This is a genomic window from Amycolatopsis sp. GM8 (assembly GCF_021653975.1).
Classification (GTDB): domain Bacteria; phylum Actinomycetota; class Actinomycetes; order Mycobacteriales; family Pseudonocardiaceae; genus Amycolatopsis_E.
Genome location: NZ_JAJKFK010000002.1, coordinates 31,909 through 53,372 on the forward strand (window position 1 = coordinate 31,909; position 21,464 = coordinate 53,372).

Below are 21,464 nucleotides of genomic sequence, written 5' to 3' on the forward strand. Positions count from 1 at the left end.
CCCGTTCCGCACCCGTATCGCCCACTTTGGGTCATCATGAGTGCGCGTTCAATCCGTAGCGGAAAGTAGTCGGGGAGGCGGTCGTGTCGGCCGAGTTCGACCAGCTGGTGGCCCAGTTCGAGCAGTTCCAGGCGAAGCTGGAGCACGTCGACCAGCAGTTCTCCGGGATCGGCCAGATGCAGGCCGAGATCGCGGGGCTGGAGGCGACGGCCATGTCGGCGGATCGCTCCGTCACCGTGGTGGCGGGGCCGGGCGGCGCGGTCAAGGAGATCAGATTCGCCGACGCGGCGCTCCGCCAGTCTCCGCAGGCGCTGTCCAGCACGGTGATGGGCACGCTGCGGCAGGCGGTCGCCGAGGTCGCGCGCAAGCAGGCCGGCATCGTCGAGGAACACACCGGCAGTGACCTGCACGTGCTGGACCAGGTGCTGGAGACGCAGGCACAGCTGTTCGGCACCACGCCCGAGGAGCTGCGGGCGTCGATGGAGCAGCCACAGCGGCCCGCGCCCGCCGGGGATCCGGACGACTACTCGCAGCAGGGTGTGCTCCGCCGCGCGGAACCCGAACCCCGGTCCGCGCCCGCGCCCGGCGCGAACGACCAGTCCGGCAACCGGTTCCTCAACCTGTACGACGAGGAGGACCGCTGATGAGTGGCGGGCATGCCGTCGTCGTCAAGGCGCTGCGCGACTACTCGGGCCAGCTCAGCGGCGATATCGCGGTGCCGAAGGAGATTCACGGGCTCGTCGGCAGCTCGGATGTCGGGGACGAGTCGTGGGGCGTCGTGGGCATCTTCGTGAAGGGGAAGTACACCGACATGCTGGGCGACCTCAAGGATCTGCTGGGCGAGATGGCCAACGGCCTGCAGGCCGCGAGCGAGAAGTTCGACCTCGCCGCGAACGCCTACGACGGGCACGAGAACGACAGCAAGCAACTGCTCGGCGAGGTGCTGAAGGTGCTGGAGGACCCGGCGCCCTCGCGCACGCCGACCATGGGCCCGAAGGGATCGTGAGTCATGGCCGACGAGAAGGTGACCGGGCAGGCCAGTGGCATCAGCATCACCAAGCAGGGCGATCCGGGTTTCATCAACACCAGCAAGGTGGGCGGTGCGCTGCCTGGTCCGCTGGGCAGCGGCTACAGCGCGTTCAGCACGGTCAAGGGCGCGCTGTCCGACGGCAAGGTCTCCACCGGCGAGATCGCCGGGATCGCGGCGAGCGGCGCGAGTTTCGTGAGTTCCTGCATGAGCGTGTCGAGCATCGCCACCGACCCGATCGGCTGGCTGGTCGGGCAGGGCCTGAACTTCTTGATGACCGTGGTGCAGCCGCTCCAGGACGCGATCCATTTCGTCAGCGGCGACGGTCCCGCGCTGGCGAACGCCGCCGGCAACTTCGGTTCGATCGCGCAGGGATTGGTGCAGTACAGCCAGAAGTTCGCGCAGGAGGCACAGACCTCGCTCACCCAGTGGAGCGGCAAGGCGGCCGAGACCGCGGGGAAGAAGCTCGCGGAGTTCTCTCACGGCATCGAGGGAATCGCCGGCCAGGCCGGGGACATCGCCCAGCTGCTGCAGATCTCCAGCATGGTCATGCAGGTCATCGAGGAGTTCATCAAGGCGATCCTGACCGAACTGATCACCTGGCTGATCATGATCTGGATTCCCGCACTGGCCGCGGCCGTCCCGACCTGCGGCGGCTCGACCGCGGCCGCGGGCACGGCCACCACCGTCCGCGGGGCGCAGACCGGCTCGAAGGTCAGCCGCTACATCCAGAAACTCAAGGAGCTGCTGGACAAGATCAAGCAGTTCCTGCAGAAGATGAAGGACTTCTTCACGCAGTGGAAGGGGAACTTCAAGGACATCATGAAGCTGAACAAGGATCTCGGAAAGCTCGAAGCGGGTCCACTTGCCGGAAACATGGGCAAGCTCGCCGGCAGCAAGGGAATGGTCGGCAGCCGGGCCGCCAAGGGATTCGGCCAGTCGATGAAGGACACCGCGGAGAAGACGGCTTGGGGAACCGTGGGGCTGGGTGGCGGTAAGCGTAACGAGGCTGGTGAATGGGAGGTCCCGCTCTCCAACGCCAAGGAGGGGTACCAACTCGGCGCCGCTGTCGCGGGCAAGGTGAACACCTACTACCAGGGTGGGGAAAAGGCAGCCACCTACGGCGAAACCGGCGAGGAACAGACGACGGAGGAAACCAGCGACGAGTTGGACTTCTGATGTTGACGAAGGACGCCCAGGTCTTCCTGGCGATCATCGCCGTCATCGCCGTTCTGGCTGTGTGCGCATGGCTCGCATTGCGTCGTCGTGAACGTGATCTCGCCCTGCTGGCGAAGGAAAAGGGCTGGCAGCATTTCCGCGAAAAGCCGCGCACCGAAGGGACCTGGATCGACCCGGGCATTCGGGGAAAGTATCGCGGTTATGCGTTCGGCGCCTACAAATACAAGGAAAAGACCAGGCAGGACGCGGAAGGCAGGCCGATCACCTCACCGTATGCGGCGAAGCCGGGTTGGGTGATCCGCGTCAAGGTCAGCGCACCGTTGCCGAACTGCGTGGTGAACCTGGTTGGTCTGGACGAACTGCGGCCGGACGGGGTGGTGCTGCCCGAATTCGAAGAATGGTTCAGGGAGAATGCGTCTCGCTGCTCGGCGTTCGAAGCAGCGAACGATCATCTCACCGTCCGGGGCTTCGCCACGATGAATCGCGACAAATTGCTCCGCACTCTCGACTTCCTGGTCGATGTGGCTGAGCAACTGCCCATTCACCAGAGCTGAGCCACGATGTACTTCGACGCCAGTGGAATCGTCGGCGCGATCGTGGTCGTGCCCCTGGTCCTGTGGGTCGGCTACCTCGTGGTCTCCCCGGCGGTGTTCCGGCAGATCCAACTCCCCCGGCTGGCCAGGCAGTACGGCTGGCGGGTCCGGAGCGGGCGATCGCGTGCGCCGCGTCAAGCGCGGGCGGTCTTACGACGCGTCGACCGACACCTGGTCGGACGACTACACGACCTACTCCGTCGTCACCGTGGCGATGTCGGAGCGGCCGTTCGACGGGTTCCGCGACCGCAACCGGGTCACGGCGTTCAACGGAGACCCCATCGCGCTCTATCCCGACTTCGTCGAGTGGGTGCGCAACCGCAAGCCCAAGTACGACAAGAACGTGCGGCAGGACGGGTCCGGCTTCCGCTCCATCAGCTGGCGCGGCCGCCTCAACCGCAAGCGCCTGCTCCGAGCCCTCGACGAACTAACCGCGAGCGCATGACAAAGGTCCCCGGACGGTCAGGTCCGGGGACCGGCGCGTGATCAGTCCTCGTCCGGCTTGGCGTGGTCGGCCTTGCCCGGGTTCGGGTCCCGGGACAGGTCGATCGCCGGGTGGCGCGGAGCACCCTCCGCCGCGGCATGACGCCCGGTCTGTGGCGTCTCGTCGTCGCCTACCTTTTCTTCTGCGTTCATGACACCCCTCCTGCAATCATTTCGTAAACCCCCGGACGACACGCTAACCCACGCCCCCGCCCACCCGCAGTGGCCCCCGACACGTGCCGGAAACAAAGAAGCCCCCGGAACGCGGGAGGCGTTCCGGGGGCTTCGGGAACTACAACGTCAGCGGAAGTCGCGACCGAAGTCGTAGTCGTCCAGCGGGACCGCGGCACCGGTGCCGGTCCCGAACACATCCGGGGTGTAGTAGCCGTCGTCGTAGGACGGGATGGCGTACGCCGCCACCCTGGCCTCCTCGGTCGGCTGCACCTGGATGTTCCGGTACCGGTTGATGCCCGTACCGGCCGGGATCAGCTTGCCGATGATCACGTTCTCCTTGAGGCCCACGAGCTTGTCGCTGCGGCCGTTGATCGCCGCGTCGGTCAGGACACGCGTGGTCTCCTGGAACGACGCCGCGGACAGCCACGAGTCCGTGGTCAGCGAGGCCTTCGTGATACCCATCAGCACCGGGCGACCCGAGGCCGGCTCGCCGCCCTCGGCCACCGAGGCCCGGTTCGTCGCCTCGAACTTGGTGCGCTCGGGGAGCTCACCAGGCAGGAAGTCGGTCGAACCGGAGTCGATGATCGTGACCCGGCGCAGCATCTGCCGGACGATCACCTCGATGTGCTTGTCGTGGATCGACACACCCTGCGCCCGGTACACCTTCTGGACCTCGTCCACCAGGTGCATCTGCGCCTCGCGCGGGCCCATCACACGCAGCACCTCGTGCGGGTCCGGCGTGCCCTCGAGCAGCGGCTGGCCGACCGACACGTGGTCACCGTCCGCCAGCGGCCCGGTCGGGGTGCCGGCGAGACGCTGCCGCTTCGACAGCTTGTCGAAGATGATCTCCTCGCCACCGTCGTCCGGGATCAGCGTGATCTTCCAGAACCGCTCGCTCTCCTCGATGCGCACCCGGCCATCGACGTCGGCGATCGGCGCCTTGCCCTTCGGCACCCGGGCCTCGAACAGCTCGGTCACACGGGGCAGACCCGTGGTGATGTCGTCACCGGCGACACCACCCTGGTGGAAGGTACGCATCGTCAGCTGGGTACCCGGCTCACCGATCGACTGGGCGGCGACGATACCGACGGCCTCGCCGACGTCCACCAGCTGTCCGGTCGCCATCGAGCGGCCGTAGCAGGTGGCGCACACGCCGACGGTGGACTCGCAGGTCAGCACGCTGCGCACCTTGACCTTGGTGATCCCGCTGGTGATCAGCTTCTCGATCGCGGGGTCGCCGAGGTCGTCACCGGCGTTGAGCACCACGTTGCCCTGGGCGTCCATGGCGTCCGAAGCGAGGCTACGGGCGTAGGCGCTGGTCTCGACGTGCTGCGCACGCACGATCCGGCCGTCACCGAGGTCCTCACCGATCGGCATGTTGATACCGCGGCTGGTGCCACAGTCGGTCTCGCGGACGATGACGTCCTGCGACACGTCCACCAGACGCCGGGTCAGGTAACCCGAGTCGGCGGTCCGCAGCGCGGTGTCGGCCAGGCCCTTGCGGGCACCGTGGGTGGCGATGAAGTACTCGGCCACCGACAGGCCCTCGCGGAAGTTCGCCTTGATCGGGCGCGGGATGTACTCACCCTTCGGGTTCGACACCAGCCCACGCATCCCGGCGAGCGACCGGACCTGCGTCATGTTGCCCGCGGCACCGGACTTCACGATCATCGAGATCGGGTTGTCCTCCGGGAACGCGGTCTCCATGACCTTGGCGACGTCGTCGGTCGCCTGGCTCCACACCTTGACCAGCTCGTTGTTGCGCTCGGCGTGCGAGAGCTGGCCGCGCTGGTAGCGCTTCTCCACCTGGTCGGCCTTGGCCTCGTAGGTGTCCAGGATCTGCTTCTTCTCCGGCGGCACGACGACGTCGGTGATCGACACCGTCACACCGGACCGGGTCGCCCAGTAGAAACCGGCGTCCTTGAGCCGGTCCAGGGTCTGCGCGACCTGGGTCATCGAGTACCGCTCCGCCAGGTCGTTCACGATCGCGGCCTGCCGCTTCTTCGGCATCGGCTCGTTCACGAACGGGTAGTCCGGCGGCAGCAGCTCGTTGAACAGCACCCGGCCGAGGCTGGTCTCGGCCAGCCACTGCTGCCCGGGCTCCCAGCCGTTCTCGGCCAGGCGGGCCACGTCGGCCTTGCTCGGCTGGCGGTCGTTGATCCGGATCTTGATCGGGGCGTGCAGGCTCAGCGCCTTGCGGTCGTAGGCCATGATGGCCTCGGCCGGCGAGGAGTACGCCTGCCCGGCACCGGTCGCGTTCTCGTCGAGCCGGGTCAGGTGGAACAGGCCCGTGACCATGTCCAGCCGCGGCATCGCCAGCGGGCGGCCCGAGGCCGGCGACAGGATGTTGTTCGCCGACAGCATCAGGATCCGCGCCTCGGCCTGTGCCTCGGCCGACAGCGGCAGGTGCACCGCCATCTGGTCACCGTCGAAGTCCGCGTTGAACGCCTCGCAGACCAGCGGGTGCAGCTGGATGGCCTTGCCTTCCACCAGCTGCGGCTCGAAGGCCTGGATACCGAGGCGGTGCAGCGTCGGCGCGCGGTTGAGCAGCACCGGGTGCCCGGTGATGACCTCTTCCAGCACGTCCCACACGGCCGGGCGGGCCCGCTCGACCATCCGCTTGGCGGACTTGATGTTCTGCGCGTGGTTCAGGTCGACCAGCCGCTTCATCACGAACGGCTTGAACAGCTCCAGCGCCATGTCCTTGGGCAGACCGCACTGGTGCAGCTTCAGCTGCGGGCCGACGATGATGACCGAACGGCCCGAGTAGTCGACGCGCTTGCCGAGCAGGTTCTGGCGGAACCGGCCCTGCTTGCCCTTGAGCAGGTCGGACAGCGACTTGAGCGGCCGGTTACCGGGACCGGTTACCGGACGGCCACGGCGGCCGTTGTCGAACAGCGCGTCGACGGCCTCCTGCAGCATCCGCTTCTCGTTGTTGACGATGATCTCGGGCGCGCCGAGGTCGATCAGCCGCTTCAACCGGTTGTTCCGGTTGATCACGCGGCGGTACAGGTCGTTCAGGTCCGACGTGGCGAACCGGCCACCGTCGAGCTGCACCATCGGGCGCAGGTCCGGCGGGATGACCGGGACAGCGTCGAGCACCATGCCGCGCGGGTCGTTGCCGGTCGCCTGGAACGCCGCGACGACCTTGAGCCGCTTGAGCGCGCGGAGCTTCTTCTGCCCCTTGCCGTTGCGGATGGTGTCGCGCAGGTTGTCCGCCTCCGCGGCGACGTCGAACTCGGTGGCCAGCTTCTGGATGGCCTCCGCGCCCATGCCGCCGGTGAAGTACTCGCCGTAGCGGTCGAACAGCTCGCGGTAGAGCATCTCGTCCGCGATCAGCTGGCGCGGGTCGAGCTTGGTGAACGTCGTCCAGATCTCCTCGAGCCGGTCCAGCTCGCGCTGGGCCCGGTCGCGGAGCTGGCGCATCTCACGCTCGCCGCCCTCCTTGACCTTGCGCTTGACGTCGGACTTGGCGCCCTCGGCCTCGAGCTGCGCGACGTCCGCCTCGAGCTTCTGCGCCCGCGCCTCGATGTCGGCGTCGCGCTTGGTCTCGATGTTCTTGCGCTCGACGCCGATCTCGTTCTCCAGCGTCGGCAGGTCGTTGTGCCGCAGCTCGGTGTTCACGTTCGTGATCACGTACGCCGCGAAGTAGATGATCTTCTCGAGGTCCTTCGGGGCCAGGTCCAGCAGGTAGCCCAGCCGCGAGGGCACGCCCTTGAAGTACCAGATGTGGGTGACCGGGGCGGCCAGCTCGATGTGGCCCATCCGCTCACGCCGCACCTTGGCGCGGGTCACCTCGACGCCACAGCGCTCGCAGATGATGCCCTTGAAGCGGACCCGCTTGTACTTGCCGCAGTAGCACTCCCAGTCCCGGGTGGGGCCGAAGATCTTCTCGCAGAAGAGGCCGTCCTTCTCGGGCTTGAGGGTGCGGTAGTTGATGGTCTCCGGCTTCTTCACCTCGCCGAAGGACCACTGTCGGATGTCGTCAGCGGTGGCCAGGCCGATGCGAAGTTCGTCGAAGTAGTTGACGTCCAGCAAAGTGTTGCATCCCCTTGGAAATAGAGGTGGCTACTCGGGGTCGGCGACCGGGTGGGGGCACGCGGGAGGCTAGCCCCCACCCGATGGCTGGCTTATTGCACGACGTCGTCCACCGAGGGCGACTCGTTGCGGGACAGGTTGATGCCGAGGTTGGCCGCGGCACGCTCGAGGTCCTCGTCGTCGGTGTCGCGCATCTCGATCGCCGCACCGTCGGAGGACAGGACCTCCACGTTGAGGCAGAGCGACTGGAGCTCCTTCAACAGCACCTTGAACGACTCCGGGATACCTGGGTCCGGGATGTTCTCGCCCTTGACGATGGCTTCGTACACCTTCACCCGGCCGACCACGTCGTCCGACTTGATCGTCAACAGCTCCTGCAGCGTGTAGGCCGCGCCGTAGGCCTGCATCGCCCAGCACTCCATCTCACCGAAGCGCTGGCCACCGAACTGCGCCTTCCCACCCAGCGGCTGCTGGGTGATCATCGAGTACGGCCCGGTGGAGCGAGCGTGGATCTTGTCGTCCACCAGGTGGTGCAGCTTGAGGATGTACATGTACCCGACGGCGACCGGGTACGGGTACGGCTCGCCGGAGCGGCCGTCCAGCAGCGTCGCCTTGCCGTCCGGCTGGACCAGGCGCTCACCGTCGCGGTTCGGCTTGGTCGAGGCCAGCAGGCCGGTGAGCTCCTCTTCCTTCGCCCCGTCGAACACCGGCGTCGCGGTGTTCGTGCCCGGGTCGACGTCGTAGAGCTCCTCCGGCAGGGTCGTCGCCCAGTCCGGGCTGCCTTCGACCTTCCAGCCCTGCGAGGCCAGCCAGCCCAGGTGCAGCTCGAGGATCTGGCCGATGTTCATCCGGCGCGGCACACCGTGGGTGTTCAGCACGATGTCGACCGGCTGGCCGTCCGCCATGAACGGCATGTCCTCGACCGGCAGGATCTTGCCGATGACACCCTTGTTGCCGTGCCGCCCCGCGAGCTTGTCGCCCGGCTGGATCTTCCGCTTCTGGGCCACGTACACCCGGACCAGCTCGTTGACACCCGGGGGCAGCTCGTCGTCGTCCTCGCGGGAGAACACCCGGATGCCGATGACCTTGCCGGTCTCACCGTGCGGCACCTTCAGCGAGGTGTCGCGGACTTCGCGGGCCTTCTCGCCGAAGATCGCGCGGAGCAGGCGCTCCTCCGGGGTCAGCTCGGTCTCGCCCTTCGGGGTGACCTTGCCGACCAGGATGTCGCCGTCGCGGACCTCGGCACCGATCCGGATGATGCCGCGCTCGTCCAGGTCGGCCAGCACCTCTTCGGACACGTTCGGGATGTCCCGGGTGATCTCCTCGGCACCGAGCTTGGTGTCCCGCGCGTCGATCTCGTGCTCCTCGATGTGGATCGAGGTGAGCACGTCGTCCTGCACGAGCCGCTCGGAGAGGATGATCGCGTCCTCGTAGTTGTGGCCTTCCCACGGCATGACGGCGACGAGCAGGTTCTTGCCCAGCGCCATCTCACCGTTCTCTGTGGACGGCCCGTCCGCGATGACCTGGCCCTTCTCCACCCGGTCGCCCTCGTTCACGATCGGCCGGTGGTTGAAGCAGGTGCCGTGGTTGGTGCGGCGGAACTTGTACAGCCCGTAGCTCTTGCGGGTGCCGTCGTCGTGCATGATCGTGACCAGGTCGGCGGAGAGCTCCTCCACCACACCGGCCTGCTCGGCGACCAGCACGTCACCGGCGTCGACCGCGGCCCGCAGCTCCACCCCGGTGCCGACCAGCGGCGCCTGGTTGCGCAGCAGCGGCACGGCCTGGCGCTGCATGTTCGCGCCCATCAGCGCGCGGTTCGCGTCGTCGTGCTCGAGGAACGGGATCATCGCCGTGGCGACCGACACCATCTGGCGCGGCGACACGTCCATGTAGTCCACGTCCATCGGGTCGATCAGCTCGACCTCGCCGCCCTTCCGGCGGACCAGCACGCGGTCCTCGGCGTAGTGCCCGTCCGCGGTCAGCGGGGCGTTGGCCTGCGCCTTGACGAACCGGTCCTCCTCGTCCGCGGTCAGGTAGTCGACCTGGTCGGTGACCTGGCCCTCGACGACCTTGCGGTACGGGGTCTCGATGAAGCCGAACGGGTTGACCCGCGCGTACGAGCACAGCGAACCGATCAGGCCGATGTTCGGGCCTTCCGGCGTCTCGATCGGGCACATCCGGCCGTAGTGGCTCGGGTGCACGTCGCGGACCTCCATGCCGGCGCGCTCACGGGACAGACCACCGGGGCCCAGCGCCGAGAGGCGGCGCTTGTGGGTCAGGCCCGACAGCGGGTTGTTCTGGTCCATGAACTGCGACAGCTGCGAAGTCCCGAAGAACTCCTTGATCGCGGCCACCACCGGGCGGATGTTGATCAGGGTCTGCGGCGTGATCGCCTCGACGTCCTGGGTGGTCATCCGCTCCTTGACCACGCGCTCCATCCGGGACAGGCCGACCCGGATCTGGTTCTGGATCAGTTCACCCACGGTGCGCAGGCGCCGGTTGCCGAAGTGGTCGATGTCGTCGACCTCGACCGGGATCTCCTGGCCGTTCATCGTCATCTTCTCTTCGCCGGCGTGCAGCCGGACCAGGTACTCGATGGTGGTGACGATGTCCTCTTCGGTGAGCGTGCCGGTCTCGTACGGCAGCTCGAGGCCCAGCTTCTTGTTGACCTTGTAGCGGCCGACCTTGGCCAGGTCGTAGCGCTTGTCCTTGAAGAACAGGTTCTCCAGCAGGGTCTGCGCGCTCTCCTTCGTGGGCGGCTCGCCCGGGCGCAGCTTGCGGTAGATGTCGAGGAGGGCCTCGTCAGTGCCGGCGGTGTGGTCCTTCTCGAGGGTGGCCAGCAGCGTCTCCGAGAACGTGAAACGCTCGCGGATCTGCTCGGTCGTCCAGCCCAGCGCCTTCAGCAGCACGGTGACCGGCTGGCGGCGCTTGCGGTCGATGCGCACGCCGACGGTGTCGCGCTTGTCCACGTCGAACTCGAGCCACGCGCCGCGGCTCGGGATGATCTTGACGCTGAAGACGTCCTTGTCGGTGGTCTTGTCGATCGCCTGGTCGAAGTAGACACCGGGCGAGCGGACCAGCTGGGACACCACGACACGCTCGGTGCCGTTGATGATGAAGGTGCCCTTGTCGGTCATCACCGGGAAGTCACCCATGAAGACCGTCTGGCTCTTGATCTCACCGGTGTTGTTGTTGACGAACTCCGCCGTGACGAACAGCGGGGCCGCGTAGGTCATGTCCTTGTCTTTGCACTCCTCGACCGACGCCTTGACCTCGTCGAAGCGGGGGTCGGAGAAGGACAGCGACATCGAGCCCTGGAAGTCCTCGATGGGCGAGATCTCGTTGAGGACCTCTTCCAGCCCGCCGACCGGGTTTTCTTCTCCTTCTTCGACGCGGCGCTCGAACCACTTCTCGTCACCGGTGAACCATTCGAAGGACCGGATCTGCACGTCCAGCAGATTGGGTGTGGCGAGCGGTTCGCGGATCTTCGCGAAGGAGACCCGCTTGGGGGCTCCGGGGATTCCCGTGATGTTCGAGTCGGGTACAGCCGAGGTGGTCGCAGCAGTGGCCTGGTTCGCGGGAGAGACTGCCAAGATGCGTCCTTCCGGGGACAATGAGCGGTGAGCAGCCGCGTTAGCAACTACTAATGCGACTGTCAAGGGTGCGGTGGTGCCCACTAGTCTAGCTGCCGTGCCCGGGCAGCCTGAAAGAGGGCAGCGCAAAGAAGCAGTCTAGCCTGAAATCCGGGTCCTGTCGAGGGGCGCTCACGATGGGGCCCACATCTCGATCACACCGGCTTCAGGTAACCCTCCACGCTCTGTCTATGCGGCGGCTTCGCCCTCCCGCAGGGCGTCGCCGTCAGGGGTAAGCGTGACCCTCCCAGCCTTCTGAGTCAAGATGCCACGCCTTCAACCCGCCGGTTGGCGCAATGTGGTCGCGCCGTGTACACGACGTGAGCCGTGCCCTCCTACCTGCGGGTTCACGCGGCCTCCGGTTCGGGCTGGAGGGGGTCGACGATCTCGTCACGAAGCCATTCGCACTGCCGCCGCCACGCGCGGAGGGCGATCTCGTCCGGGCACGGCACGCCGTCCACCAACTCCCCCAGCGACCACGCGCGCAGCCACGCTTCGATGGCGACCTTCACGTCGAGCGCGACCGTGCCGAGCAGGTACCGGTCCTGCCAGCCGCGGAGGTAGAAGACGCCCCCGCTCTCGGGCAGCAGGTCGAGCACGGCCTGGAACCGGTTCGCCGTGGGCACGAGCACGTCGAGCTCCGAGGCCGCCGGGATGTTCTCGCCGAGGCGGCGCATCCAGAGCACCGAGTCGAGGCGGCGGTCGAGCGGGCCGAGCGGCCCGGACGCCTGCTCGTGCTCGGCGATGCGGCGTACCGCGAGCTTGCGCAACCCACTGACGTGCACCCGGAGCAGGCCTACGTACACGGGGCGGCAGACGCCGATCCGGTCATCGCCGCGACGGTCCCAGCTCACCGCACCGCTGAACGGGTCCCCCATGCTGCCCCCTCTTTCCGGCGTCACTGCTTAGAACGGATCAGGAGGAGATGACGTTCCGCGCCGGGCTGGCACGATCGAGGGGTGGGACGGGTCAGCGGGACGGCGGCGCCGGGGCCTGGCTCGACGCCGGCGGCTGGCCGGCCGGGGCCGGGCTGGTGGACGCCGGGTTTTCCGAGTTGTACGTGTCCAGGTCGGACACCCGCCACTTACCGTTCACGTACTGCATGTTCATGTGCAGCTGGGCGCTGCCGCTCGAGGTCTGGTTCTGGTCGGTCCGCGTCGCGGTCTGGTCGACGAACACCATGACCCGCGCCCGGTCGCCGTTGAGCATGATCACCGCGCTGCGGCTCGCCTTGACCGTGACCACCAGCTTCTGCTGCGGCGCGAGCCGCTCCACCTCGCCGATCAGGCTGTCGTAGCGCGCCCTGACCTCGTCGTTGAGCAGCAGGTCCTTCGCCGCGTTCTGGGTCTTCGCGATGTCGTTGAAGTCGTAGGAGAACAGCGTCTCCGCGGCGCTCGTCGCGGCCTGGTTGACCTGCGAGGTCCGCGCGACGTCGAGCAGCGCGGTGTTCTCGGTGGCCGAGCCGATCTTGTTGTCCTCGATCTTGAACCACACCGCGAACCCGGCGAGCACGATCGCGAGCCCGAACAGCGCGCCCGCGATGACGAACGGATTCCGTCGCGGGCGCTCGGACACCTCGGGCTCCGGCTCGGGCTCCGCGACGGCGGCCTCGGCCCGCTCGAAGTCCGACGGCTTCAGCTCACCCTCGTCGCGGCTCTTCCGCCGCGGGCTCGGCTTCGCGGCGGGCGTGAACAAGTTCACTTCCTCGGCCGGCGCCGGCGTCTCGACCTGCTCGTCCTCGTCCGGCCGCACGGTCGGCGAAGGACGGCGAAGGCCCGCTACCCTGGTTCGCCGCACCGGCTGCTGCGGACGGCCCTGGTTGCTGGATGCCACAACGAACTCCGTTCCCGCGCTTACTGACCGCTGCTCACGAGCGGCACCGAACTGATCCCGGACACCTTCCAGTCCGCCCCGACCCGGGTCAGCTGGACCTCCAGCCGCAACGGCTTGGCGACCGGCTGCTGCCCGTCCTGCGTCACGAGCGTGCTGACGGCGGCCAGGAAGCTGGCCTTGCCCGCGTGGTCGTCGAGCTCCTCGACCCCGATGTCCTGCACGGTCGTGGTGACCTTGGTCTTGGCCTGCGCCAGCGACTGGCGGTAGTTGTCCTCCGAGTTCTTCATCAGCGTCTGCATGTCGTCCGTGGAGACGCTGATGACCCGCTGGAAGAACGCGTCCGGATTGGTGTAGTCAAGCTCGGTGTAGGCCTTGACCGCGGTCGTGCCCTGCTGGACCACCTGGTCGCGCGCCTGGGCCAGCGCCAGGTTGTCGTTGCCGGACGCCGACCACCACTGGATGCCGAAGATGGCCGCGACAATGAGGGCCGCGGCGGCCAGCGCGGCCGTGCCGAGCACGAGGTAGCGGCCGGTCGGGCCGCCGTCGCCGCGCTCGGGAGTCTCCGCGGAGATCTCCTCGGCGGTCTCAAGATCCTCGGAACTCATATTTCTCCAGGGTAGAGAATGTCGAAAATGGCTTGCGTAGCGGTGCAAGGAGCGGTGCGCGATGACAGCGTGGTGAAAGCACCTCCATTCGTGTCACGCGGCCGTCAGCCGGGCAGGGCGAGCAGCGACGCGAGGCTGTTGATGGACACCGGCGGCGAGCCGGCGACACCCGGTGTCGCCGACAGTTCGGCCAGTTGCTGCTGCGGACGGTCCGCGTTCTGGTCCACCTGCTGCTGGTTGGGCACCGTTGGCACGCCGTTGAACGGCGCGTTCTGCGAGCCGCGGACGTCGATCGGGCTGCCCGTGGGCTCGGCGCAGTAGGCCTTGAAGTCCGGCGCGCGGGGGGTCGTGTCGGCGCCGGTGCGGTACTGCGTCGTGTCGTAGCCCTTGGTGCACGGCGGCGGGTCGAACAGGTTGAGCACGAGCCCGAGGTGCGCCGTGCCGTCGCCGGGCACGACGCTGCGCGCGCCGGCCGCGAGCGCCGGGTAGGTCACCATCACCTGCTCGATCCCGTCCTGCCGGGTCAGCAGCAGGTTCGACGTGGTGAGCAGGTTCGCGAACAGCTCGCCGAGCCCCGGGCCGGTGTCGGTGACCAGCTGGTTGATCGACTGCGCGGCACCCGGCGCGGTCTGGATCAGCTTGCGCAGGTCGGGATCGGAGCTCTTCAGCGTCGCCGTCAGCTCGTTCAGGTTCCGGCTGAACTCGGCCATGTTCGACGCTTCGGCGTTCTGCGTGTCGAGTACCTTGCCGCCGGCGTTGAGCAGCTGCACCGTCTGCGGCAGGTTCTCCTGCGCGGACTTGGTGAAGTCGCGCAGGGTGTCCATCAGCACCTGGAGATCGCCCCCGGTGCCGTTGAAGGCGTTGTACGACTCGTCGACGACGGTGCGCAACGCGTCGGTCGGCACGGACCGGGCCAGCCCGTCGAGGTCGGTCACCACCTGTTCGGTCGCGATCGGCGTCTTCGTCTTGTCCACCGGGATCACCGAGCCGCCCTGCAGGAACGGTCCCGCCTCGCTGGCCGGGCGCAAGTCGACGAACTGCTCCCCGACTGCGGACCGGTCGGCGATCACGGCCTGCAGGTCGGTGGGCACCTTCGGGGTCCCCGGGTCGATGTCCAGCTCGGCCTCGAGCCCGGACGCGGTCAGCCGCAGCGGGCCGACGCGGCCGATGTTGTAGCCCCGGTAGGTGACCTCGGCGCCGGTGAAGATGCCGCCGGACTGGTCGAGTTCGAGCTTGACGGTGTAGCCGGTCTGCCCGAACACCTGCCCGAGCCCGGCGAACCGGATCAGCGCGTAGACGATCGCGACCACCGAGATCAGGAGGAACGCGATGAGCTGGATCCTCGTCCTGCGTACCAGCATCAGGAACCTCCCCCGAGCAGACCGAACAGATTCCCGAGCGTGGGCTGCGACGGCTGTTTGCCGGACGTGCTGCTCTTGGTCCCGGTGTTCAGCGGCAGCGGCAGCCCGTTGCCCGAATTCGACGAGGTACCGCCGGAGAGCCCGAGACCGTTCGGCAGGATCCCGGACAGCGGATTGTCGCGGCTGTTGCCGAGGTTCTGCAGGACGGTCTGCAGGTTCAGGTCGATCGACGCGTAGAGGTTGAAGTAGTCGCCCTTGGCGCCGGCGATCGCCGAGTCGGTGAACGGGTAGGTCAGCAGCAGTTCGAGCGACTTCGGCAGGTCCGAGCCCGCTTCACCGAGCTTCTGCAGCGTCGGCATCAGCGCCCGCAGGTCCGCGACCAGGTCGGCCTGGCTCTTGTTGATCGTGTCGACGGTGACCCCGGACAGCCGCTGCAAGGCCTGCAGCATCGTGACCAGCTGGGTGCGCTGCTGTTCGAGCACGCCCAGCCCCGGGCCGAGGTTGTCGATCGCGCCCGCCAGCTGGTCCTTCTGCGTGACCAGCGTGGACGAGAGCCGGTTCAGCCCGTCGAGCGCCTTGGTGATGTCGCTCGACTGTTTGTCCAATGTGGACACCAGCTGGTTGGCGTTGCCGAGCAGGTTCCGGATGTCCGGCTCGCGGCCGGACGTCGCGGAGTTGAGCTCCTTGGTGATCGTGTTGAGCTGCTCGACCCCGCCGCCGTTGAGCAGCATCGACAACGCGCCGAGCACCTCCTCCACGTCGACGCTGCGGTTCGTGCGCTCCAGCGGGATCTCGGCGTTGTTGGCGAGTGAGCCCTGCGCGAGGTCGGTGCCGGGCGAGGCCAGCTCGACGTACTTCTCACCGAGCAGGCTCGACTGGCGGATGTTCGCGAGCGCGTTGGCCGGCAGTTTGATGTCGCCGTTGATCTCCATCGTCACCTCGGCGTGCCAGCCGTCCGGGGTGAGGCCGATGGACTCGACGCGGCCGACCGGGACCTCGTTGACCTTGACGCCGGACTTCGGCACGAGGTCGAGCACGTCCCGGAACTGGGCCTTGACCGTGTACGGGTGGTCTCCGACGTCGGCGCCGCCGGGCAGCGGGACGCTGTAGATCCCGTTGAACCCGCAGCCGGCCAGGGTCAGTGCGGCCGCGGTGCCGACGGCGGCAAGTGCGAGGCGTTTCACTTCGCCCCCGTTCCGGTCAGGTCGACGAACGGCAGTGGCAGCGGTGGCAGCTGGCCGTGCTGCAGCGCGTACGCGGTCTGGGCCAGCGACGGCAGCTTCGCCGTGCCGTTGAGGATCGGCGCCACCGAGTCGCACAGGTTGCCGACCTTGGCCAGCGCGCCCGGGGTTTCCTTCAGCAGCCCGCAGATCATCACGATCGGCGGCTGGGTCAGCTCGTTGAGGTTGGGCCGCGCGTCGAGCGTGCCGGACGAACCGTTGTAGGCGTTGGCCACGTTGCCGAGGCCGACCGGCGCGATGTCGAGGATCTGGGCGAGCGCGCTGCGCTGGTCGACGAGCACCTTCGTCACGCTCGCCAGGTTGTCCACATTGGACCGCAGTTTGTCGTGGTGGGAGTCGATGAACTGCTGCACCATCGCGAGCGTCGTGCCCAGCTGCTGCACGGTCGCGGCGAGATTGTCCTTCTCCCCCGCCAGGTACCCGCTCACGTCGGCCAGCTGCGACTCGAACGTCCGCACCTGCTTGTCGCTGTCGGACAGCGTCTGCGAGAAGTTCGCGAGGTTCTGGATGGTCGCGAACAGGTCGTTCTTGTTGCCCGACAACGTCGTGGACAGCTGGGAGAGCTTGGTGATCGTGTCGTGCAGCGACTGGCCGTTGCCGTCGAAGTTCTGCGACAGGGTGGTCAGCAGGTCCGACAGCGAGCCGTTCTGGTTGACCCCGTTGGGCCCGAGCGACTGGCTGATCTTGTCGAGGCTCGAGTACAGGTCGTCGACCTCGATCGGTACCGCGGTGCGGTTCAGCGGGATCGACGCGCCGTCGTCGATGATCTTGCCGCCGGTGTAGGCCGGCGCCAGCTGCACGTACCGGTCGCTGACCAGTGAGGGTGCGACGATCGCGGCCTGCGCGTCGGCGGGGATCGCGACCGTGCGGTCGTAGTCCATGTCGACCCGGACCTGGCTGCCCATCGGCTGCACGCCGGTCACGGTGCCCATGTCGACCCCGAGCACCCGCACACTGTTGCCGACGTACAGCCCGATCGCGCTCGGGAAGTACGCCGTGACGTGCTTCTTGTTGGCATCCTTGATGGTCCACCACAGCACGCCGGCGACGACGAGCCCCAGCACGCAGGCGATCGCGACGCCGCGTGTCAGGGACTGTCCGAAGCGGGTGTCGGTCATTTCTGGTTGCACCCCTCCTGGTTCAAGAGGCTGACCGAAGGCAGCAGCAGCCCGCAGATGTAGTTGTCGAACCAGTGCCCGTTGCCGACGGTGTTGGTGAACACCCGGATGTAGGGCGCGAACTTCGCGATGCCCTGCGCGAGCGAGTTCTGGTTGCGCTGCAGCATCGAGGTCAGCTGGTCCAGTGAGTTCAGCACCGGGTTCAGCTGCGCGTCGTTGTCGTTGATCAGGCCCTGCAACTGCTTGGACAGCTCCTGCGAGCCGGTGAGCAGCGTCGAGATCGCCTGCTCCCGCTGGGTGATCTCGTCCAGCAGCTGGTTGCCGTCGGTCAGCAGCCTGGTCAGCTCCTGGTCTCGGTCGGCGAGGGTCTGGCTGATCTGCTTGGTGTTCGCCAGCAGCTGCGACAGCTGCGTGTCGCGCTTGGCGACCGTGTCCGACAGCTGCTGCAACCCGGACAGCGCGCCCTTGAGCGATTCCGGCGTGCCGGAAAGCGTCTGCGACAGGGTGTCGAAGCTCTGCGCGAGCTGCTGGGTGTTGATCTGGTCCACTGTGGACGAAAGGTCGCGGAACGCGTCGAGCACGTCGTAGGGCGAGAGCGTGCGCTCCTTGGGGATCGCCGCGCTCGGGTCGAGCGTCTTGTCGCCCTGCGGGTCCAGCGCCAGGTACTTCTGCCCGAGCAAGGTCTTGATCTTGATCGCGGCGCTGGTCTTGTCGCCCAGCCACGCGTCCTTGACCTTGAACGACACCTTGACCTGCGCGCCGTCGAGCGCGACGTCGGTGACCTTGCCGACCTTGACGCCGGCGACCCGGACCTCGTCGTCGGGCTTGAGCCCGGCCGCCTCGGTGAAGTCCGCGGAGTACGTCGTGCCGGCGCCGATGATCGGCAGGTTCTCGGCGTTGATCGCGACGACGAAGCCCAGCACCATCAGCAGCAGGCCGACGACCGCGATGGGCACGGGATTGCGCGACTGGAAGCTTTTCATGACTGGCACCGCGGCTGGGTCACCGGCTGCAGCGGGATGTTGATCGCCGGGATGACCGGCGGCAGCTCGACCTTTCCACCGGTCTGGCACAGGAAGAAGTTGAACCAGGAACCGTAGTCGGCGGTGCTCGTCAACGTGGTCACCTTCTGCGGCAGGTACTGGATGAAGTGCTCCACCAGCGACTGGTTGTCGTTGAGGTTGTCGCTCAGCACGCCGAGCGCGGCGATGTCGTTCTTGAGCGGGTCGCGTGCCTTGACGAGCAGGCCCGACGTGGTGTCCGCCAGCCCGCCGAGCGCGTCGATCGCGTCGCCGATCGGCTTGCGGTCCTGCGCAAGCCCGGTCACCAGCTGCTGCAGGTTGACGATCAGCGTGTTCAGCTGCGGCGTGTGTGCGTTGACCGTGTCGAGCACGCTGTTGAGGTTGTCGATGACCTGGCCGATGACCTGGTCCTTCTGCGCGATCGTGGTGGTCAGCGTCGCGGTGTGCGCGAGCAGGCTGTCGATCGTGCCGCCTTCGCCTTGCAGCACCTGGATGATCTCGTAGGACAGTTTGTTCACGTCGTCCGGGTTGAGCGCCGCGAACAGTGGCTTGAAGCCGTTGAACAGCTCGTCGAGGTCGAGCGCCGGCGTGGTGTGGGCCAGCGGGATCGTCGCGCCCGGCTTGAGGGTGCCCTGGTCGTCCCCGGTGCCCTGGCCGAGCGAGAGATAACGCTGGCCCACCAGGTTCCGGTACTTGATCGTCGCGGTCACGTCCGCCGGCAGGGTCCGCCCCGAGTCGACCTCGAAGTCGATCTGTGCCTGCCGCCGGTCGACGATCTTGACGTCGGTGACCTGGCCGACCTTGACGCCCGCGATGCGCACGTCGTCGCCGGCCAGCACGAGCGTCGCGTCGGTGAACCGCGCGCTGTATCCCTTGGTGGAGCTGGTGTTGATGTTGGCGATGCTGATCCCGAGGACCGCCGTGAGCACGACGGTGACCACGATGAAGACGACCAGCTTGATCAGCGGTGCGGCCAGGCCCCTCACTGCACCGTCACCTCCGTTCCGCGGTACAGCGGCCCGACGAGCAGCCCGCTCCAGCCGGGCATCTCGGCCGCGGTCAGCCCGACCTGCGGGCCGACCAGCTCGTCCAGGAAGTCCTGCTCGGCCGGGGTGTTCGCGGGGTCACCCAGGGTGGACGCGCCGCCACCGTTGTAGCCGCCCGCGTTCGCCGCGTTGTTGCCCGGGACGAGCCCGTCCGCGCTCGACTTCGAGCCGGGACCCGGCTTGCTGCCGTCCTTGATCGGCCCGTCCGGTGGGTACTGCGGGAACGGTTGCGGGAAGTCCTTGACGTTGTAGCAGCGCGGGCCGCGCTTGTCGTCGAACTGCGGTTCGTCCTGCCCGGCGACGTACTTGCCCCGGTTGACGACGACCTCCAGGGTCGCGTGCAGGCCCGGCTGGCTGGTGCCCTTGCCGAAGGCCTGGTCGAGCAGCGGCACCAGCTGCGCCATGCCACCGAGGAAGCAGGGGTACTCGGGGGCGTACTTGGCGAGCAGTTCGGCGGTCGGCCGCGCGCTGTCGCTCAGGCTGATCAGGTTGCGCGCGTTGGCGCGCAGGAACGATTCCGTGGTCTGCGACGCCTGTGTCACGTCGGCGTACAGCGCTTGGAGGTTCTGCTGCTGCTCCACGATGGTCTTGCTGGTGGTGGACAGGTTGTCCAGCGTCTGCACGAGATCCGGCGCGGTATTGCTGAGGTTGTTGGAGAACTTCGCCAGCGCCTGCAGGTTGTGTTGCAGCGCCGGCAGATGCGGGTTCAGACCGTCCAAATAGGTCCCCAGCTCCGACAGTGTCTGACCGAGTTCGTCGCCGCGGCCCTGGAGTGCGGTGGAAATCGCGGTCAAGGTCGTGGAGAGCTTCTGCGGCTGCACCGCCTGCAGCACCGGCAACAGGTCGTCCAGTGCCGAGGACAGCTGCACCGCGGCCTGCGACCGGTCCTCCGGGATGACGTCGCCGTCGCGCAGTGTGCTCGATGCGGGCTGCTGCGGGATTTCCAGCGACACATAGCGTTCGCCGAACAACGTCTTCGGCAGGAACCGGGCGGACACGTTCGACGGGATGATGTCCGCCGACGACGGGTCGAGCGCGAGGGTCAGCTCGGCGCCGTGCTGGGTCGCGGCGATCGTCTTCACCGAGCCGACGATCAGCCCGCGCACCTTCACGTCGGACTGCTCCAGCAACTGGTTGCCGATGTCGCCCGCTTCCAGCTTCACATCGACGTACTTCGTGAAAGCCTTGTTGTACATGGCGATCGACAGCGTCACCCCGGCCGCCATCACGACGATCAGGAGCAGGCCGAGCAGCCTGCGGCGCAAGGTCTTCATCCCGCGATCCTCACCGTCGTCGTCGTGCCCCAGAGGGCGAAGCCGATGAAGAAGTTGATGATCGCCACCGTCACGATGCTCAGCCGGACCGCACGGCCCACCGCGACGCCGACGCCCGCCGGGCCGCCGGTGGCCCGGTAGCCGAAGTAGCAGTGCGTCAGGATGATCACGACACTGAAGATCAGCACTTTGACGAACGAATAGAAAACGTCTTGCGGTGGCAGGAAAAGATCGAAGTAATGGTCGTACGTTCCCGCCGACTGGCCGTAGATGTAGACGACCACCAGCCGCGACGCCAGGTACGAGGACAGCAACCCGATGATGTAGAGCGGGATGACCGCGACGAACCCGGCGATGATCCGGGTCGTCACCAGGTACGGCAGGCTCGGCACCGCCATCACCTCGAGCGCGTCGATCTCCTCCGAGATCCGCATCGCGCCCAGCTGCGCGGTGAAGCCCGCGCCGACCGTCGCCGACAGTGCCAGCCCGGCGACCAGCGGCGCGATCTCGCGGGTGTTGAAGAACGCGGTCAGGAAGCCGGTGAACGCCGAGGTGCCGATCGAGTTCAGCGCCGAGTAGCCCTGCAGGCCCACCAGCACACCGGTGAACAGGGTCAGCCCGACCATCACGCCGACCGTGCCGCCGATCACCGCCAGCGACCCCGAACCGAAGCTCACCTCGGCGAGCAGGCGCAGGACTTCCTTGGTGTAGCGGCGGATCGTCCGCGGCGTCCACGCCAATGCCCTGGCGTAGAAGGACATCTGGTCGCCGAAGTTGTCGAGCACATCGAGGGGCCGGTGCGCGATGCGTTTCGCGGTCTGGCCGAACGTCGCCATGA

The 21,464-nt window shown here is 67.3% G+C and carries 18 protein-coding genes; 5 read left to right on the forward strand and 13 right to left on the reverse strand.

Going from position 1 to position 21,464, the window contains the following annotated elements:
* Nucleotides 1-83: 83 nt before the first annotated feature.
* The 5 genes from LOZ83_RS07450 to LOZ83_RS07470 all read left to right on the forward strand — a co-directional run bounded on the left by LOZ83_RS07450 (nucleotide 84) and on the right by LOZ83_RS07470 (nucleotide 3,244).
* Nucleotides 84-644 (forward strand): YbaB/EbfC family nucleoid-associated protein, encoded by a 561-nt coding sequence (locus tag LOZ83_RS07450; RefSeq protein ID WP_236789511.1) that lies wholly within the window; start codon nucleotides 84-86, stop codon nucleotides 642-644.
* A complete protein-coding gene (locus tag LOZ83_RS07455; RefSeq protein ID WP_236789512.1) occupies nucleotides 644-1,006 on the forward strand; it encodes a hypothetical protein in 363 nt (120 codons plus the stop codon). Before LOZ83_RS07450 ends, LOZ83_RS07455 begins: the two co-directional genes overlap by 1 nt.
* A gap of 3 nt (nucleotides 1,007-1,009) precedes the next feature.
* Nucleotides 1,010-2,206, forward strand: coding sequence for a WXG100 family type VII secretion target (locus LOZ83_RS07460; protein ID WP_236789513.1), 1,197 nt, complete (start codon nucleotides 1,010-1,012; stop codon nucleotides 2,204-2,206).
* Nucleotides 2,206-2,760, forward strand: a complete 555-nt coding sequence (locus LOZ83_RS07465) for a hypothetical protein (protein WP_236789514.1) — start codon at nucleotides 2,206-2,208, stop codon at nucleotides 2,758-2,760. Before LOZ83_RS07460 ends, LOZ83_RS07465 begins: the two co-directional genes overlap by 1 nt.
* A 163-nt stretch (nucleotides 2,761-2,923) precedes the next feature.
* Entirely contained in the window at nucleotides 2,924-3,244 is a 321-nt protein-coding gene (locus tag LOZ83_RS07470) for a hypothetical protein (protein WP_236789515.1), read from the forward strand.
* Between the two features lie 41 nt (nucleotides 3,245-3,285).
* On the opposite strand, the gene LOZ83_RS07475 is transcribed toward LOZ83_RS07470, so the two are convergent.
* The 13 genes from LOZ83_RS07475 to LOZ83_RS07535 all read right to left on the reverse strand — a co-directional run bounded on the left by LOZ83_RS07475 (nucleotide 3,286) and on the right by LOZ83_RS07535 (nucleotide 21,462).
* Complete coding sequence (locus LOZ83_RS07475) at nucleotides 3,286-3,435, reverse strand: hypothetical protein (protein WP_236789516.1); 150 nt, start codon at nucleotides 3,433-3,435, stop codon at nucleotides 3,286-3,288.
* Nucleotides 3,436-3,582: 147 nt separating this feature from the next.
* Nucleotides 3,583-7,494 (reverse strand): DNA-directed RNA polymerase subunit beta', encoded by a 3,912-nt coding sequence (locus LOZ83_RS07480; RefSeq protein ID WP_236789517.1) that lies wholly within the window; start codon nucleotides 7,492-7,494, stop codon nucleotides 3,583-3,585.
* 92 nt (nucleotides 7,495-7,586) lie between these two features.
* A complete protein-coding gene (locus LOZ83_RS07485; protein ID WP_236789518.1) occupies nucleotides 7,587-11,087 on the reverse strand; it encodes a DNA-directed RNA polymerase subunit beta in 3,501 nt (1,166 codons plus the stop codon).
* Nucleotides 11,088-11,473: 386 nt separating this feature from the next.
* A complete protein-coding gene (locus LOZ83_RS07490) occupies nucleotides 11,474-12,004 on the reverse strand; it encodes a hypothetical protein (protein ID WP_236789519.1) in 531 nt (176 codons plus the stop codon).
* A 91-nt stretch (nucleotides 12,005-12,095) separates the two neighbouring features.
* Complete coding sequence (locus LOZ83_RS07495) at nucleotides 12,096-12,959, reverse strand: hypothetical protein (RefSeq protein ID WP_236789520.1); 864 nt, start codon at nucleotides 12,957-12,959, stop codon at nucleotides 12,096-12,098.
* A gap of 20 nt (nucleotides 12,960-12,979) precedes the next feature.
* Complete coding sequence (locus tag LOZ83_RS07500; protein WP_236789521.1) at nucleotides 12,980-13,564, reverse strand: hypothetical protein; 585 nt, start codon at nucleotides 13,562-13,564, stop codon at nucleotides 12,980-12,982.
* Nucleotides 13,565-13,668: 104 nt separating this feature from the next.
* Nucleotides 13,669-14,925, reverse strand: a complete 1,257-nt coding sequence (locus LOZ83_RS07505) for an MCE family protein (RefSeq protein ID WP_236789522.1) — start codon at nucleotides 14,923-14,925, stop codon at nucleotides 13,669-13,671.
* Nucleotides 14,925-16,109 carry an MCE family protein gene (locus LOZ83_RS07510; protein ID WP_236789523.1) on the reverse strand — a complete coding sequence of 395 codons (1,185 nt, stop codon included), beginning with the start codon at nucleotides 16,107-16,109 and terminating at the stop codon, nucleotides 14,925-14,927. The genes LOZ83_RS07505 and LOZ83_RS07510 overlap by 1 nt, the downstream gene beginning before the upstream one ends.
* On the reverse strand, nucleotides 16,106-17,284 hold the full coding sequence (locus LOZ83_RS07515) for an MCE family protein (RefSeq protein ID WP_236789524.1): 1,179 nt from the start codon (nucleotides 17,282-17,284) through the stop codon (nucleotides 16,106-16,108). The genes LOZ83_RS07510 and LOZ83_RS07515 overlap by 4 nt, the downstream gene beginning before the upstream one ends.
* Nucleotides 17,281-18,267: an MCE family protein gene (locus LOZ83_RS07520; RefSeq protein ID WP_236789525.1), complete on the reverse strand. Its 987-nt coding sequence runs from the start codon at nucleotides 18,265-18,267 to the stop codon at nucleotides 17,281-17,283. The genes LOZ83_RS07515 and LOZ83_RS07520 overlap by 4 nt, the downstream gene beginning before the upstream one ends.
* Nucleotides 18,264-19,292 (reverse strand): MCE family protein, encoded by a 1,029-nt coding sequence (locus tag LOZ83_RS07525; RefSeq protein WP_236789526.1) that lies wholly within the window; start codon nucleotides 19,290-19,292, stop codon nucleotides 18,264-18,266. The genes LOZ83_RS07520 and LOZ83_RS07525 overlap by 4 nt, the downstream gene beginning before the upstream one ends.
* Complete coding sequence (locus LOZ83_RS07530; protein ID WP_236789527.1) at nucleotides 19,289-20,626, reverse strand: MCE family protein; 1,338 nt, start codon at nucleotides 20,624-20,626, stop codon at nucleotides 19,289-19,291. Before LOZ83_RS07530 ends, LOZ83_RS07525 begins: the two co-directional genes overlap by 4 nt.
* Nucleotides 20,623-21,462 carry an ABC transporter permease gene (locus LOZ83_RS07535; RefSeq protein WP_236789528.1) on the reverse strand — a complete coding sequence of 280 codons (840 nt, stop codon included), beginning with the start codon at nucleotides 21,460-21,462 and terminating at the stop codon, nucleotides 20,623-20,625. Before LOZ83_RS07535 ends, LOZ83_RS07530 begins: the two co-directional genes overlap by 4 nt.
* Nucleotides 21,463-21,464: the final 2 nt, after the last annotated feature.